This window comes from Fructobacillus pseudoficulneus (assembly GCF_900108455.1).
Lineage (GTDB): Bacteria > Bacillota > Bacilli > Lactobacillales > Lactobacillaceae > Fructobacillus > Fructobacillus pseudoficulneus.
The window spans coordinates 57,276-72,344 of record NZ_FNWS01000002.1; the positions used below are offsets into that span (position 1 = coordinate 57,276).

General features: G+C 45.9%; 14 protein-coding genes and 1 tRNA gene. 2 read left to right on the forward strand and 13 right to left on the reverse strand.

Going from position 1 to position 15,069, the window contains the following annotated elements:
* Window positions 1-191: 191 nt before the first annotated feature.
* Window positions 192-1,301, forward strand: a complete 1,110-nt coding sequence (locus BLW39_RS02340) for an SLC13 family permease (RefSeq protein ID WP_059376858.1) — start codon at window positions 192-194, stop codon at window positions 1,299-1,301.
* Window positions 1,302-1,337: 36 nt separating this feature from the next.
* On the opposite strand, the gene BLW39_RS02345 is transcribed toward BLW39_RS02340, so the two are convergent.
* The 6 genes from BLW39_RS02345 to BLW39_RS02370 form a co-directional block, all read right to left on the reverse strand.
* Window positions 1,338-1,910 carry a uracil-DNA glycosylase family protein gene (locus tag BLW39_RS02345; protein ID WP_059376864.1) on the reverse strand — a complete coding sequence of 191 codons (573 nt, stop codon included), beginning with the start codon at window positions 1,908-1,910 and terminating at the stop codon, window positions 1,338-1,340.
* Between the two features lie 4 nt (window positions 1,911-1,914).
* On the reverse strand, window positions 1,915-2,874 hold the full coding sequence (locus BLW39_RS02350; protein WP_059376870.1) for an amidohydrolase family protein: 960 nt from the start codon (window positions 2,872-2,874) through the stop codon (window positions 1,915-1,917).
* A gap of 130 nt (window positions 2,875-3,004) precedes the next feature.
* Window positions 3,005-3,094: transfer RNA gene (locus tag BLW39_RS02355), tRNA-Ser, on the reverse strand.
* 57 nt (window positions 3,095-3,151) lie between these two features.
* Complete coding sequence (typA, locus tag BLW39_RS02360) at window positions 3,152-4,990, reverse strand: translational GTPase TypA (protein ID WP_059376877.1); 1,839 nt, start codon at window positions 4,988-4,990, stop codon at window positions 3,152-3,154.
* Between the two features lie 54 nt (window positions 4,991-5,044).
* On the reverse strand, window positions 5,045-5,839 hold the full coding sequence (locus BLW39_RS02365) for an inositol monophosphatase family protein (protein ID WP_059376886.1): 795 nt from the start codon (window positions 5,837-5,839) through the stop codon (window positions 5,045-5,047).
* Window positions 5,832-6,107 carry a UPF0223 family protein gene (locus BLW39_RS02370; protein WP_059376907.1) on the reverse strand — a complete coding sequence of 92 codons (276 nt, stop codon included), beginning with the start codon at window positions 6,105-6,107 and terminating at the stop codon, window positions 5,832-5,834. Before BLW39_RS02370 ends, BLW39_RS02365 begins: the two co-directional genes overlap by 8 nt.
* A gap of 197 nt (window positions 6,108-6,304) precedes the next feature.
* Here BLW39_RS02370 and def point away from each other — a divergent pair, with 197 nt between their 5' ends.
* Complete coding sequence (gene def, locus BLW39_RS02375) at window positions 6,305-6,883, forward strand: peptide deformylase (protein ID WP_059376893.1); 579 nt, start codon at window positions 6,305-6,307, stop codon at window positions 6,881-6,883.
* Between the two features lie 53 nt (window positions 6,884-6,936).
* Here the strand turns inward: def and BLW39_RS02380 are convergent, their stop codons facing one another.
* From BLW39_RS02380 to BLW39_RS02410, 7 genes are all read right to left on the reverse strand, one after another.
* Window positions 6,937-7,848: a DnaJ C-terminal domain-containing protein gene (locus BLW39_RS02380; protein ID WP_074717721.1), complete on the reverse strand. Its 912-nt coding sequence runs from the start codon at window positions 7,846-7,848 to the stop codon at window positions 6,937-6,939.
* An 80-nt stretch (window positions 7,849-7,928) separates the two neighbouring features.
* Complete coding sequence (gene dnaK, locus BLW39_RS02385; protein WP_059376925.1) at window positions 7,929-9,776, reverse strand: molecular chaperone DnaK; 1,848 nt, start codon at window positions 9,774-9,776, stop codon at window positions 7,929-7,931.
* A 93-nt stretch (window positions 9,777-9,869) separates the two neighbouring features.
* Window positions 9,870-10,460 (reverse strand): nucleotide exchange factor GrpE, encoded by a 591-nt coding sequence (gene grpE, locus BLW39_RS02390; RefSeq protein ID WP_059376930.1) that lies wholly within the window; start codon window positions 10,458-10,460, stop codon window positions 9,870-9,872.
* An 18-nt stretch (window positions 10,461-10,478) separates the two neighbouring features.
* The gene (gene hrcA / locus BLW39_RS02395; RefSeq protein WP_059376939.1) at window positions 10,479-11,510 is read right to left on the reverse strand and encodes a heat-inducible transcriptional repressor HrcA; all 1,032 of its coding nucleotides are present in this window, start codon (window positions 11,508-11,510) and stop codon (window positions 10,479-10,481) included.
* A 205-nt stretch (window positions 11,511-11,715) separates the two neighbouring features.
* Window positions 11,716-12,672, reverse strand: coding sequence for a riboflavin biosynthesis protein RibF (gene ribF / locus BLW39_RS02400; RefSeq protein WP_059376946.1), 957 nt, complete (start codon window positions 12,670-12,672; stop codon window positions 11,716-11,718).
* 51 nt (window positions 12,673-12,723) lie between these two features.
* Entirely contained in the window at window positions 12,724-13,647 is a 924-nt protein-coding gene (truB, locus tag BLW39_RS02405; RefSeq protein ID WP_059376949.1) for a tRNA pseudouridine(55) synthase TruB, read from the reverse strand.
* Window positions 13,648-13,715: 68 nt separating this feature from the next.
* Window positions 13,716-14,903 (reverse strand): aminotransferase class I/II-fold pyridoxal phosphate-dependent enzyme, encoded by a 1,188-nt coding sequence (locus BLW39_RS02410; RefSeq protein WP_059376951.1) that lies wholly within the window; start codon window positions 14,901-14,903, stop codon window positions 13,716-13,718.
* Window positions 14,904-15,069 lie beyond the last annotated feature (166 nt).

Here is a 15,069-nt window from a genome sequence, read left to right on the forward strand (position 1 = left end):
TATTTCTTTTATATTAAACCTCATTTGTTTCTTACAGAGAAACGTTCTTGTAATACCTTTGACTTAATTCTAACACTTTATAAACAACTTTTAAATACTAGAATAGAAAAAATCGGAATAATTCTAAAAGAAGCATTTCAAATTGATACGAATGTTTCTAATATATATAATATCACAAAGATTGCATATTGATGAACTTTATTAAAACAATTCTAAATAAATTGCTTCACGACGCCCTCTGGTTAAGTACAACCGGCCTCGCCATAATTGCCCTAATTTTTAGCCAGATTGCTTTCAGTCAAATTAGTTGGTCAACAATTTTGTCGCTGATGACACTACTCCTACTCGTTACTCTCTGGCAGCAAAGCCAGCTGATTGACTATCTGGCGGAAGTTATCATCAGTAAAGCTCAAACGAAGCGGCAGTTATTCCTCTTTCTGCTTTTGGCGGCCTTTTTTGGATCAATGGTGGTCACAAACGATATTGCGATTCTTTCGCTGCTCCCCCTCTTCTTTGCTATTAAAAGGAAGATTTCGCTCTCTACCCCATTAACCGCAACCCTAATTGCCGTTTATGCCAACCTTGGTTCAGCCGTTTCACCAATCGGCAACCCACAAAATCTTTACCTCATCACTTATTACCACTGGCCGCTGATTCTTTTCCTACAAAGCGCACTCGTTCTGTTGCTATTTGGCTTGGTTAGCCTTGCAATCTGGCCACTGCTCATACCAAAAACATCCATCATTGATTCAACCAAGCCAACTTTACCGCTTAGCAAAAATCGATTAATACTAATTGCACTCGGTTCGACGATTGCCCTGATTGCCTTACTAGGGCTCCTTCCAATCTGGTGTGGCCTGGCCGCCGTTCTAGTCTTAGCGCTTTTATTGGAACGGCAAGTTTTCCTGGCTGTCGATTATGGTGTGGTTCTCACAATTCTAAACTTCTTCGTACTAGTTGCCGCGATAACGACCATTCCGGCCATCCAATCCTTTCTAACGAGCGCTACCAAGACACCGGTTCAAACCTTCTTATCCGCCGTCATTAGTAGTCAGTTGCTTTCAAATGTGCCAGCAGCTGCCCTGCTGGCGCCGTTTACTAGCTGGAAAGTCGCGCTTTACCTTGGCGTCTCCATCGGTGGCTTTGGTACCCTAATCGCATCGTTAGCCAACTTATTGGCCTACCGACAGGTTCGTCTGAATGATTCCGCTCTGCCTTTTAAGTCCTTCTTTTGGGTTTTCACCACGATCAACCTAATCTTTTTGCTCAGCGGAAGTGTTTTGATATTATTCCTTCTATAAGAAGAAATAAAAAAGCTAGACATTACTGTCTAGCTTTTATTTTGCTAATATTTGCCGAACTCGGCGCTGCAAATCAGGTACAATTTTTTCTTCGAACCATGGATTCTTCTTTAACCAAATGTTATTACGTGGTGATGGATGCACAATTGGTAGGTATTTAGGCCAAAATTGTTCAAAGTTACGGACCGTCTCCGTCAACGTCGCTGACTTGGGCAAGTCCAAATAATACTTTTGCGCATATGAACCAACCAAAATGGTCAATTGGACGTCAGGCATGCCAGCCAGCAAACGTGGATGCCACTTTTCGGCCTGTCCCTTCCGCGGTGGCTTATCGCCCGACTTGGCCTTCCCTGGATAGTAAAAGTCCATCGGAATCACCGCAATGTCACCGGAATCATAAAATTCTTCTTTGGAGACACCCAGCCATTCTCGCAGCCGGTCACCTGAAGCATCGTTCCACATAATGCCACTTTGTTGAACTTTAAGCCCGGGTGCTTGCCCAATAATAACAATTTTTGCAGTTTTGGGTGCACTAAAAATTGGATTCCAACCCTGCTTTGTATAGATGGCATTGGCTGGATCTGCCTTGATTTCATCAAAGATTCCCATACAATCACTTCCCTCTACTTTGACGCACGGCTTCAATAGCCGTTGGCTTAAAATAAACTTTCTCTGCATTATTGTACAGCACATCTGCTAATTCATCATCCGTCAAAATCTGACTTTCTTCCAACCAATTTGCAAGGTGGTCATAACAATTAAAGGTGGCCGACCATGGTGAATCGGTTCCCCAGATTAATCGTTTGGCGCCCAAAACCTCTTTGGCCAAAGTAACGACCTGCTGGCTTTTAACAAAGGGGTAGGTAGTTTCGCCCAAGATATCCTGAATGGCTGCGATATCCGTATAGATGTTGGCATAAGGCTGCCACTGTTGGAGGGTAGCCTTCAGATAGTCTAAGCGGTCCACATTTGGAAAAGATAAGTGACAAACGACGAAGTCTAAATCAGGATAGCGCTGTGCCAAATGCGTCACAGCCTCCGGCTGGTGACTTACCTGCTCCTCAGCGCCGTAATCAATCGCTACTGTAAAACCTGGATACTGACTGATGATATCGAAAATCTTTGTGACCCGGGCATCCTGGTCCAATCGAAACGGTGGCTGGTGATAGCCATGCAGACCGCCACCTTCACTAATCTCAAATTTAATTGCTCGAAAGCCAAGTTCTTCAACATGGCGCTGCACAATTTCTAAGTAGTTTTTCGCAAATGGGTCAACGGCAAAAGCGCCAATAAATCGGTCTGGATAGGATTGAACTGCTTGATAAGTATAGTAATTTTGATAGCCATTCAAACTACCTTGCAGCAAAACCGCCTTGTCAATTTGGTTCTCTGTTAAGACCTTTAAGGCCGAATTAACTGTAAAGTTACTATCGCCCCAACCATCAGGAATCAGCTTGATCTTGGTCCCATCATCCCAAATGGCCTCACCATTGCCAAGTGCGTTCAAGCGGCCTTTACCATTTAAGCCTGCAATGACTTGAACCAGGTGCAGGTGTCCATCAATTTTTTTCATCAAACCGCATCCTCTCTACTATTAATCTAGGAATAGTATAGCGCAGATTTTTGTCGTCATTGGCAAAGAACAACTAAAAAAGCCAAAACCTGGAAAGATTTCGACTTTTTCATACTAAGATTGATTATCAAGGAGCTAGCGGGATTTGAACCCGCACACCGCCATACGACGGCTCGACGGATTTCGAGTCCGCTGCAGTACCAGATTGTGCCATAGCTCCAAAATAATAGTGACATGACGGTTGGTCCATGCCACTACATTTGTTTTAAATTAAAGATTACTTACGACGCTTTGCAGCTTTTTCACGCTCTGCAGTGTTCAAAATAGCCTTACGGATACGAACATTTTCAGGCGTTACTTCAACGTATTCGTCATCGTTCAAGAATTCCATTGATGCTTCCAAGTTCATCTCACGAGGAGTCTTGATTGAAGCAGTTTGGTCCTTGTTAGAAGAACGAACGTTTGACTGTGGCTTCATCTTAGTAACGTTAACTGAGATATCGTTGTCACGAGCGTTCATACCCACAACCATACCTTCATAAACGTCAACACCAGCGCCAACGAACATTTGTCCACGATCTTCAACACCCATGATGGCGTAGTTAGTCGTTTGTCCCTGATTGATTGAGACCAAGGCACCGTTACGACGACCTGGTTCCCAATTCTTAACCATTGGACGGTATTCAGCAAATGTGTGGTTATAGATACCATAACCGTGAGTTGCTGTCATAAATTCAGTGGCGTAACCAATCAAACCACGTGAAGGTGCCATATAAGTCAAACGAGTTTGACCGTTACCGACAGCTTCCATGTTTTGCATTTCACCCTTACGTTGGTTCAATGAGTCGATAACAGTTGATGAGTATTCATCAGGAGTATCGATTTGGATTGATTCGTAAGGTTCTGTGGTTTGACCATCTTCCTCACGGAAGATAACTTGTGGACGTGAAGCTTGCAATTCGAAGCCTTCACGACGCATGTTTTCAATCAAGATTGAAAGGTGCAATTCACCACGTCCTGAGACCAACCAAGCACCGGCTTGATCAGTGTCTTCAACACGCAAAGACACATCAGTGTGCAATTCGCGCAACAAACGGTCTTCGATTTGACGGGCAGTCACGAACTTTCCTTCACGACCAGCAAAGGGGCTGTCGTTTTGACGGAAAGTCATTTGCAAAGTTGGTTCATCGATACGAAGCAAAGGCAAAGCATCGTGGTGGGCAGGGTCAACAACAGTTTCCCCAACAGAGATGTCTTCCATACCAGAAACGGCAATCAAATCACCGGCCTTGGCTTCTTGGATTTCAACTTGGTCCAAAGCGATGAAACCAGAAAGCTTCGTAACACGGAAGTTTTGTGATGAACCATCAAGCTTCAAAACATCAACGTTGTCACCAACCTTGATTGTTCCACGCTTAACACGTCCAATACCAATACGACCAACGAAGTCATTATAGTCCAACATGGCAACTTGGAACTGCAATGGTTCGTCTGAGTTGTCAACTGGGGCTGGGATTGTTTCAAAGACCGTCTTAAAGATTGGGTCCATTGTGTGTTCTTGCTTTGAAACATCAGGATCAAATGATGATGTTCCGTTCATTGCTGAAGCATAGATAACTGGGAAGTCCAAATCATCTTCATCAGCACCCAATTCGATGAACAAGTCCAAGACTTCATCAACGACTTCTTCTGGGCGGGCACCAGGACGGTCAACCTTGTTGACAATCACGATTGGTGTCAAGTGTTGTTCAAAGGCCTTCTTCAAAACGAAACGAGTCTGAGGCATGGTACCTTCAAAGGCATCAACAACGAGCAAAACCCCATCAACCATTCCCATGATTCGTTCAACTTCTCCACCGAAATCGGCGTGACCTGGGGTATCCAAGATGTTGATTTGCTTGTCGCCAACACGGACAGCCGTGTTCTTTGACAAGATCGTGATTCCACGTTCCTTTTCAATATCGTTGGTATCCATCACACGGTCGCCCAAAGCTTCTTCCTTACGGGCATCCAATGTGTCAGACTGCTTTAACAGTTCGTTAACCAACGTCGTCTTTCCGTGATCGACGTGGGCGATAATAGCGATATTACGAATATCTTCGCGAAGATTTGCCAATTTTATGTGCTCCTTTGTCTTTGCTACTCACAAGAAAGACTAGGGCTTCTCTCCCTAGTCTTTCACTATCTTGACTGACTCGCGATATGTCTTGGTTGTAGCGATTAATACTGTGTTTGATGATAGCATATTTAGCGGACTTCCGTCAAGCGTTTTAACCACGTAGCCGAGCGTTTCAGCCAGGACTCGACCGGCCGCCAAATCCCATGGCGAAAGCTTCGATAAGTAACCCGTCGCCTGCTGCAAAAATAGGCGGCTAAAGGAAATTCCAGCCGACCCAACTACCCGGTATGCCAGCGCTGCTTCAGCAAGCTTTTGATAAATCATTTCTCCTGCTACAAGACGCCGGCCAGACAGAATCAAAACCGCTTCCTGCAAGGCTAAATCGTTGGCCACCGGTGCCAGCCGCTGGTCGTTTACAAATGCGCCCAAAGCAGGGCCACCATGGAAGACCTGGTTTGCCATCACTTTGATAATCCAGCCCAAAGTTGGCTGGCCATCAACATACAGGGCGACCATAATGGCAAAATCGGTTCCCTCATGGACGAAATTCATCGTCCCGTCAATTGGATCAATGAACCAAACATGGCCCGCCATTGTTTCCGGTCGGGCATCGTCCCCTTCTTCCGAAACGAAATGGGCGTCTGGATCAATCATTTGAATGTGTTCTAATAACCAGGCTTGGTTTTCAGTATCGACGTTGGTAACGAGGTTGCGGAAATCACCACCCTTCGTCTGAACATGCAAATCCTCTTGCTGGTTGGTCCGCAACTGCCGACCAAGGTCTGCTAACCAGCGGGTCATCGTCTGGTCAACTTGGGCTAATTTGTCCGTTGTCCACTCAGTCATTCACCACTACCCGTCTAGCATTACCCTGTGCCAGTTTCATTGTTTGGTAAATTGACCGCCCTGTTTGATTTTCAAAGTCACGATCAAAGGTCTTTTGTTCAGACTTAGCAGGCAGCACCTCACAAAACAAGCGGTAAGTCGTCAGCAAGTATTCCTGGTCACAACCGCCCTCATAGACCTGCAAAACAGCGTCAACTAAGTTCGAAACAGCAATGATATCGTCCTTCGTCCAATTGCCATCAATTGGAAGTTGGTATTGTTCTGACATCACGAAATCCTTTCCAAATCCATCAAGTTTATCTGCCACCATTTTAACAAGCTTTGCCTAGTCTTTCCAGTCACTCCAGCTGAATTTGCCCTTTTTCGAATCGCACACCATCTTGTAAGCAAATTTCAAGAACCAACGCCCAAAGGCCCTTTTTCTGCTATACTAGATTGGTATAGAGAAATTCTAGGAGTGTTGTTATGACCATTCGTTTTACCATGGATAAAATCACTCGTGATGGTAATCCAGTCCTGCGCCAAGTCGGTGCAGAGGTACCTTTCCCACTTAGTGAAGAGCACCAACAATTAGCAAAAGATATGATGACTTATTTAGAAGTCTCACAAGATGAAGAAGAAAATGAAAAGTACGGTCTGCGCCCAGGCGTCGGACTTGCCGCGCCACAGGTCGGTGAATCATTACAAATGACGGCCATCTTGATTCCGTCAGCGGACCCTGCCGAAGATGCTGAAGACGAGCCTTACTTTAAGGGCGTTGTTTTCAACCCAGTGATCATTTCTGAAACGGTTGGACGGGCGGCCTTGGAAACCGGTGAAGGTTGTTTGTCAGTTGACGAAGACGTTCCCGGCTTTGTTCCGCGGTCAAAGAAAATTACGGTCCGCTACCAAGACGAAACCGGTAAAACCCAACAAAAGACCTTACGCAACTACCCTGCCATCGTTTTCCAGCACGAAATCGATCATTTGCACGGTAAGCTTTACTACGACCACATTAATCAGACTGACCCTTGGGGCGTCGATGACAGTACGAAGTACATTTAACCTAAGCTCAAACATCAAACAAAAAAGCCGACTCAATCGAGTCGGCTTTTTCTTTACTTATCAAAGATTGACTTCTTCTTGTTAACTTTAGCGCCGGAAGCTTGTGCAAAGGACTCAAGCGCAGCCTTTTGTTCCTTGTTCAACTTAGTTGGTACAACCACGTTGACAATCACGTATTGGTCACCATGACCATTATTGTGCAAACGTGGTGCTCCCTTGCCAGCCAAACGGAAACGACGGCCGTTTTGCGTTCCAGCCGGAATCTTCAAATTCACTTCACCGTGAACCGTCTTAACTGGGATTTCAGCCCCCAAGGCCGCCGTGATAAAGTCGATATCTTGTTGCAAGAAGATATCAGCACCATCACGTTCAAAGCCTTCATTTGATGCCCCAACCGAGAAGACTACGTACAAGTCACCCTGTGGGCCACCATTGACTCCGTCTTCACCCTGGCCGGACAAGCGCATTTGCTGACCAGTTTCAACACCGGCTGGGACCTTGACCTTCACTTCGTGTTGGCTACGGTCGCCCTGTGAACGCGTATACTTAACGTTCTTTTCAGTTCCAAAGATAGCTTCCTCAAAGGTCAAATGCATCCGATACTGCAGGTCACGACCCTTGCGTGGTGCATTCGGATCCTGGAAGCCACCACCAAACATCTGTGAGAAAATGTCACCCAAATCAGAGAAGTCGCCAAAGCCACCTTGAGCGCCACCAAAACCACCTTGACCGCCAAAGCCGCCTTGCGCACCAGCAGCACCAAATTGGTCATACTGTTGCCGCTTTTGAGGATCACCTAAGGTTTCAAAGGCTTCTTGAACTTCCTTATACTTATCTTCCGCCCCTGGTTCATGGTTCAAATCGGGGTGGTACTTCTTTGACAGCTTACGATAAGCCTTCTTAATTTCATCTTGACTCGCAGTCTTAGATACACCAAGACGGTCATAAAATTCAGTGTTATTCACAAGCGGACTCCTTTGATTCTAGTATGTACGGACCAAGCATAGCTGGTCCATTTTATCAGTTTTACTAAGTAAAGAAAAGATTATTTCTTGTCGTCTGGGTTAACTTCTTCGAAGTCACCATCAACAGTGTTGTCATCCTTCTTTGCTTCAGCTCCTTCAGCACCGCCTTGAGCCTGTTGTGCTTGCTGGTACAACTTCGTTGCTAATTCAGTCGCAACCTTTTGCAAGTCATCAGTCTTAGCCTTCAAGTCAGTCAAATCAGCGTCAGCATCATCTGATGTATCTTCCTTGGCCTTCTTCAAAGCAGCCAAAGCGTCTTGTGTTGGCTTCTTGTCGTCATCAGACAACTTGTCCCCAACTTCTTCCAAAGTCTTTTCAGTTTGGAAAATCAATTGATCGGCGTTGTTGCGCGTTTCAACCGCTTCCTTCTTCTTGTTGTCGGCTTCTTCGTTAGCCTTGGCGTCGTTCATCATCTTTTCGATTTCTTCGTCAGACAAACCACCGGCAGCTTGGATAGTAATCTTTTGTTCCTTTTGTGTTCCCAAATCCTTAGCAGAAACGTTGACGATACCGTTACGGTCAATATCAAATGTCACTTCGATTTGTGGCACACCACGCTTTGCAGCAGGAATATCAGACAATTGGAAGCGTCCCAAAGTCTTGTTATCAGCGGCCATTGAGCGCTCACCTTGCAAAACGTGAATGTCAACGGCTGGTTGGTTGTCTTCTGCAGTTGAGAAGACTTGTGACTTTGATGTTGGGATGGTCGTGTTACGATCAATCAACTTTGTGAAGACACCACCCATGGTTTCGATACCAAGTGACAAAGGCGTAACATCCAACAAGACAACGTCCTTCACATCACCAGTAATCACACCACCTTGAACAGCGGCACCCAAGGCAACGGCTTCATCAGGGTTGATTGAGTGGTTTGGTTCCTTACCAGTCATCTTCTTCACTGATTCTTGAACAGCAGGAATACGAGTTGAACCACCATTCAAGATCACTTCATCGATGTCGTCAAATGACAAACCAGCATCCTTCAAGGCGTTCATCACAGGTGCTTCGGCCTTCTTGACCAAATCAGCTGTCAATTCGTTGAACTTTGCCCGAGTCAAAGAAGTTTGCAAGTGCAAAGGTCCTTGGTCGCCAGAAGCGATAAATGGCAAGTCGACTTGGGCTTCAGTTGCTGAAGACAAAGTCTTCTTAGCAGTTTCAGCGGCATCCTTCAAACGTTGCAAGGCCAACTTGTCTTGCTTCAAGTCGATGCCGTTTTCCTTCTTAAATTCATCAGCCAAGTAATCGATAATCTTAGCATCGAAGTCATCTCCACCAAGGTGCGTATCACCATTTGTTGACAAAACTTCAAAGACACCATCACCCAATTCAAGGACAGAAACATCAAATGTTCCTCCACCAAGGTCATAGACCAAGATCTTTTCATCCTTGTCCAACTTGTCCATTCCATAAGCCAATGAAGCGGCCGTTGGTTCGTTGATGATACGTTCGACTTCCAAACCGGCAATCTTACCAGCATCCTTGGTAGCTTGACGTTGGGCATCGTTAAAGTATGCAGGAACCGTAATGACGGCCTTGTCAACCTTTTCACCCAAGTAGTCTTCTGCATAACCCTTGATGTATTGCAAAATCATCGCTGAGATTTCTTGTGGTGTGTAATCCTTACCATCAACGGTTACCTTGTAACCTTCCTCACCCATGTGAGACTTAATTGATGAAATCGTGTCTGGGTTTGTGATTGCTTGACGCTTTGCCACGTCACCAACCTGGGTCTCCCCATTCTTAAATGAAACAACTGAAGGAGTCGTCCGACCACCATCAGGGTTTGTAATAATCTTTGGCTTGCCACCTTCCAATACGGCGACAGCTGAGTTAGTAGTTCCTAAATCGATTCCAATAATCTTTGACATAATATCGACCCTTCCTATTTTTAAATCACATTTTTAAGCTTTTTTAGGTGTGGTGCGCCAGGCTGAATCACCATCAATCTGTTCTTGAGTAGTTTATTGTGCAACCGCGACCATTGCTGGACGGATAACGCGGTCTTGTAAGACATAACCCTTTTGCAAGACTTGTGCGACCTGGTCAGCCTTAATTTCACCTTCGGCCGGCACTGATTGCACACCTTGCATGGTATTTGGATCAAAGTCATCGCCAACTTGGCCAACTTCTTGGATGCCGTTTGTTGTCAATGCTTGCTTCAAAGTCTTCAAAGTAATTTCAACACCTTTGTGGATTTGAGCCACTTGGTCGTCATCACCAACTTCAACAGCCAATGCCCGTTCCAAATTATCAACTACCGGTAAGATGGCTTCGGCCAACTTTTGGCCGTCGTACTTGCGGATATTTTGAATTTCTCGGGCATTACGAGCTTGAATATTTTGAATTTCAGCCTGTGCTCGCAGCAAGGCATCATCCTTTTCCGCCAGCTCATCCTTTAATGCTGCAGTTGGATCAGCCTCAACTTCTTGGTCAGCTTCCTGAGCCTTTTCGGTTGTCGCTGTCTCCTCAGTGTCATCCAAAACTTCTTCAGCTTCGGTTTCCTCCGTAATGTCAGCTTGCTTCAAATCTTTTTCTTCTTTAGACTTCGCCACGGGCGTTCCTCCTTTGGGTTAAACATACTCAATTAATTTGTTATCCAATGCTTTTGCAAAGGCTGACAGTAATCTGGCAACCTTTGAATACGGCAAACGGATTGGACCAACTAAGGCAATGATGCCGCCCTGACTGTCCCCTAAACGGAAGGGAGCAGATAAGATGGCATAATCTTGCAGCAGTGGTGTTGCTAATTCTTGGCCCAAACGAATCGTAACCCCATTCGTTTGTGGTACAGCCAGCTGCCTGACTGAATCTGGCGTATCAAATAACTCCAGAACAGAACGAGCTTCCTTCAAATTGAGATAAGCATCGTCTGCCACCTCCAAGAGGTTCAGTCGGCCACCGATGTGAACTTGTTCCTCCACCGAACGGGCTAGGACTTCACCAAAGAGCTGCAAGAAAGCCGCTGGGCTTTCAATATTGCGTGTCAGCATCACTGGCAACTCCTCGGAGTTCATCATCGACAACACGTCTTGCACTGGTCGGCCAACCATTTGGGCATTGATGTAAGCCACCATGTCCGATAACGAGCTCACCGCCATATCCTTTGGCAAACGGAAGGTCTGGGAAGTGACCTTCCCATCCGACGTCGCCAAAACCGCTAAGACTTGCTGCCGTTCCAGCTGAATCAACTGAAATGATGAAATCTTCAGGTTAACCACCTTCGGCTTTAATACCAAGGCAGTTAAGCCAGTCAAATCCGCCAATTGCTTGGCAGTTTGTTCGAGCAAGTCGTCTAATTCATGGAAGTTACCACGAATTTGATTGGCAATCCGAGCAATGTCGACCTCCGACACCTGGTCAGCCACCATCAAATGGTCCAAATAATACCGGTAACCCGCCTTAGATGGAATTCGGCCCGCCGACGTATGTAACTTTTTGATTAAGTCTGCCTCTTCCAAAAACATCATTTCGTTTCGGATAGTGGCCGGCGAAAATTCCAAGTCGAGTTGGTCGTGCAGCGTTTTAGACCCAACCGCGCGGGCGGTTTGAGTATATTGATAAATAATCGCCGCTAAAATCATTTGCTGTCGATCAGTTAGCATGAACTCAAACCTCCTACCTGTATTTTGTGTTAGCACTCAACATCTTCTACTGCTAACAACTATATTATACAAGATTTTTACAAGAATGCAAACCTTTTTAGCACTCTTTTATCTAGAGTGCTAAAAACCATCAGAACGGCTGCTGTTACACGTTTTATCGCTGAACACATTTGTAATGGTCAAAAGAAAAAAGATAGATTAATCATTAATCTATCTTTTCACGAAAGTATTCTAGTGTAAGTTCTTTATCGATTTGTAATTGATCAACCAGCGCTTCGACCGTCGTAAATTTGACTTCATCGCGAAGCTTCAAGTGCCATTGAACCTTGACGTTTTCACCATAGACCTGGTCATTAAAGTCAAAAAGGTTAATTTCCACCGTGACCGGTCGATTGGCTTCAAAGGTCACATTCCGACCAATGGAAGCCATCCCATCATACCAGCGGCCATCCACAAAGGCGCTCACGGCGTAGACACCAATGCCGGGCAAGGATTCAAGTTCCGGCGTCCAAATATTAATCGTTGGGAAGCCCAGGGTCCGCCCCCGCGCATCCCCATGCACAATCAAACCGGTCGTTTGATGAACTCGTCCCAAACTTTCGGTCACTTGCTCCAACCGACCATCAGTCAACTGTTGGCGAATCACCCGAGACGAAATTTTGTCATCCGTCCCCTTGAGGCTCGTCTTACCAACCGTCACAACTTGAAAACGATTTTTAGCAAAGTCTGGCAAATGAGCCATATCGGCTTGGTATTTCTTCGCCCCGTACCAGTGATCATAACCGGCCACCACCGTTTCAGCACGTAATGGCAATAAGACATCCTGAATAAAGTCTTCCGGTGCCAACTCCGAGACGTGTGAGGTTAACTGCAAGCAGTAAACACGGTCTACCCCTAATTTGCCAAGCAGCTTCACCTTTTCTTCAAGCGGTGTTAGATAATGCCAGGGTTGGTTCATTTTTTCAAACACCAAGCCTGGATATGGATTATAAGTCAAAACAACTAAGGGCAAATCCTTGCGATGAGCAACCTTAGCAGCTTCCTGAATGACCCGCTGGTGTCCAAGGTGAACCCCATCAAAGAAGCCCATCACGACCACCTGCTGAGTTGCCGGGGAGGTGAAATTATTTAATGGATAATGTAAGCGAATTAGTTCTGTCATATTGTTATTATAGCAAAATCAGTTGCCAATGCCCCTCTTAATCTTGACACTTTACGCAAAGAAATACCGTGACCGCCACAAGTCTTGGTCGGCATCAAAGGCGTAGACCGCCACCAATTGTCCCTGGTCATAGAGCTGGTAATAGCCGGTTTCCGTGGCTGGCCATTGGTCTATCGTTATCTTTTGGCCATTGCGAACGGCAAAAGCCTCTGCCTCGGTCAAATCCTTCTTTGGCCAAGTCAACACCGACTCAATCGGCTGAATTCGTTGGCAGAGACTATCAAAGTTCATTTCAAGCAGGTCGTCAAGGTCTGTTGCCTGGTCCAAGCTGTAGCCCGAACCAGCCGTGCGCTTTAAGGCCGTCATCGTCGCTGGCAAGCCCAGCTTCTGGCCCAAGTCATAGGCTAAGGTGCGAATATAGGTCCCCTTGGAGACTTGTGCCACAAAATCAAAGGCTTGGTAAGGTTGGTTTGGCAACCAGCGTAAGGGGCTAGTGGCCTCAAAGCGGTAAATTGTCGCTGGCCGCTTTGGCAGCTCAACTTCTTCCCCGGCCCGGACATACTCGTACAAACGCTTGCCGTTGACTTTAACCGCTGAATAAATTGGCGGAATTTGAATAATGTCACCAGTCAGGCTGGCCATTGCTTTTTTAATTTCAGTTTCATCCAGGCCAGTCGTCAGCGCTTGTTCCGCCACCACTGCCCCATCAGCATCCTGGGTCTCGGTTGCAAAGCCAAAGGCCACCGTACCCGTATAGGTTTTGGGCCGGCTTTGTAAGAGGTCAATCAACTTTGTTGCCTTCCCCAGGGCCACCACCAAGACACCCTCAACATTGGGATCCAAGGTACCGGCATGGCCAATCTTTTTTTGACCGGTCACGCGCCGTAACCTTGCCACGACACCAAAAGAGGTCATTTCCTTTGGTTTATTCACAACGAGTAAACCAGATAATTCCGGGTGTTTGCTTCCTGCCATTTTGGCCTCCAATTTCAAAATAAAAACCGACCAAAACGGTTTTCATCCGTCTTCAGTCGGTTATTATTTTACCGATTTGCCCGCGCCTTTTCAACGTAAGCTTTCAGCTTGGCAAAGCCTTCCGTCAATTGTTCTTGACTGGCCGCATAAGAAATTCGAATATATTGGTTAGCATCCTCGAAGTGGGAGAAGGCTGCGCGGGGAATGACGGCGACTTTTCCCTCATGGGCGAGCTTTTCAGCAAAGGCCCAGCCATCTGTGCCAAAGTCAGCCGGAATCTTAGCAAAGAGGTAAAAGGCCCCTTCCGGATCAACCACATCAAAGCCAAGTTCTTCCAACGCTTGTCTTGAAAAGTCACGACGCTCTTCATAGCTATCGGTCATATACTGCAAGTCTTGCCGCGACATCTTTAAGGCGGCCACCGCACCATCTTCAATGAAGGTTGGCGCAGAATAGGTTAATGAACCATGCACCTTTTGTACATATTGAATCACATCAGCCGAGCCCAAGATAAAGCCGAGCCGGTAGCCCGTCATAGCATGTGACTTTGACAAGCCATTCACGACCAAAGACTGTTCTGGCAACAACTTTCCAATTGAAAAGTGTTCTTGTTCGTAAGTCAGTTCCGAATAAATTTCATCAGAAATTACCCAGATACCATGCTTTTTAAAACAAGCAGCCAAGGCTGTGATTTCGGCCTCTGTATAAGTAACCCCGGTCGGATTGCTAGGATAGTTCAGCAAAACCGCTCGAACTGGGACCGTCGCTTTTGCAACGGCTTCGTCAACTAAAGCAGGTGTCAACTTAAAGCCGTTGTTCGTCGTGTCAACCGACACGGCCACTCCCCCGGCCAAACTAAGTGAGGCAAAATAAGAACCATAAGCCGGTTCAGGAATCAGCAAGCCATCGCCACGCTGAAGTAAAGTCTTGAAAATGGCTTGCATCGCTTCCGTCACGCCCAGGGTGATGACTACATTTTCAATTCCCGGATAGTCTAAGTCGTAACGGTCTTTCATATAGTCCAAGACCGCTTGGCGCACCGCTGGTTCTCCCTGAGAGTTACCATAGTGGGAACGGTTGCCATCAATGGCGGCCTTCGTCGCTTCTTTCACCACGGTTGGTGTATCAAAACCAGGTTCGCCAAAGGTCAAGAAGGTAATCCCTTCAATCCCAGCAACACTCATTTGAAAGCCCAATAACTTATCGGCCTCCAAATCTTTTACTTCGCGATTAATTGGCAACACTGGTTCTGTCATACACTCTTCCTTTCAACAGCCAAACCTGAAATTTGGCAACAATCATCTTTCAAATATTTTACAGGAAAAATTACTTTTTTTAAAGACAAATGTCAGTAAAATGAGATTGTATACATTTATTATTAATTTTTTCTATTAAAAAGCAGCAGGACTGCCGCCCCGCTGC

Coding starts and splice junctions, on each gene's coding strand:
- BLW39_RS02340 (WP_059376858.1), top strand. CDS start 192: ATGAACTTTATTAAAACAATTCTAAATAAATTGCTTCACGACGCCCTC.
- BLW39_RS02345 (WP_059376864.1), bottom strand. CDS start 1,910: ATGGGAATCTTTGATGAAATCAAGGCAGATCCAGCCAATGCCATCTAT.
- BLW39_RS02350 (WP_059376870.1), bottom strand. CDS start 2,874: ATGAAAAAAATTGATGGACACCTGCACCTGGTTCAAGTCATTGCAGGC.
- BLW39_RS02365 (WP_059376886.1), bottom strand. CDS start 5,839: ATGACTGAGTGGACAACGGACAAATTAGCCCAAGTTGACCAGACGATG.
- BLW39_RS02370 (WP_059376907.1), bottom strand. CDS start 6,107: ATGTCAGAACAATACCAACTTCCAATTGATGGCAATTGGACGAAGGAC.
- def (WP_059376893.1), top strand. CDS start 6,305: ATGACCATTCGTTTTACCATGGATAAAATCACTCGTGATGGTAATCCA.
- dnaK (WP_059376925.1), bottom strand. CDS start 9,776: ATGTCAAAGATTATTGGAATCGATTTAGGAACTACTAACTCAGCTGTC.
- hrcA (WP_059376939.1), bottom strand. CDS start 11,510: ATGCTAACTGATCGACAGCAAATGATTTTAGCGGCGATTATTTATCAA.
- ribF (WP_059376946.1), bottom strand. CDS start 12,672: ATGACAGAACTAATTCGCTTACATTATCCATTAAATAATTTCACCTCC.
- truB (WP_059376949.1), bottom strand. CDS start 13,647: ATGGCAGGAAGCAAACACCCGGAATTATCTGGTTTACTCGTTGTGAAT.
- BLW39_RS02410 (WP_059376951.1), bottom strand. CDS start 14,903: ATGACAGAACCAGTGTTGCCAATTAATCGCGAAGTAAAAGATTTGGAG.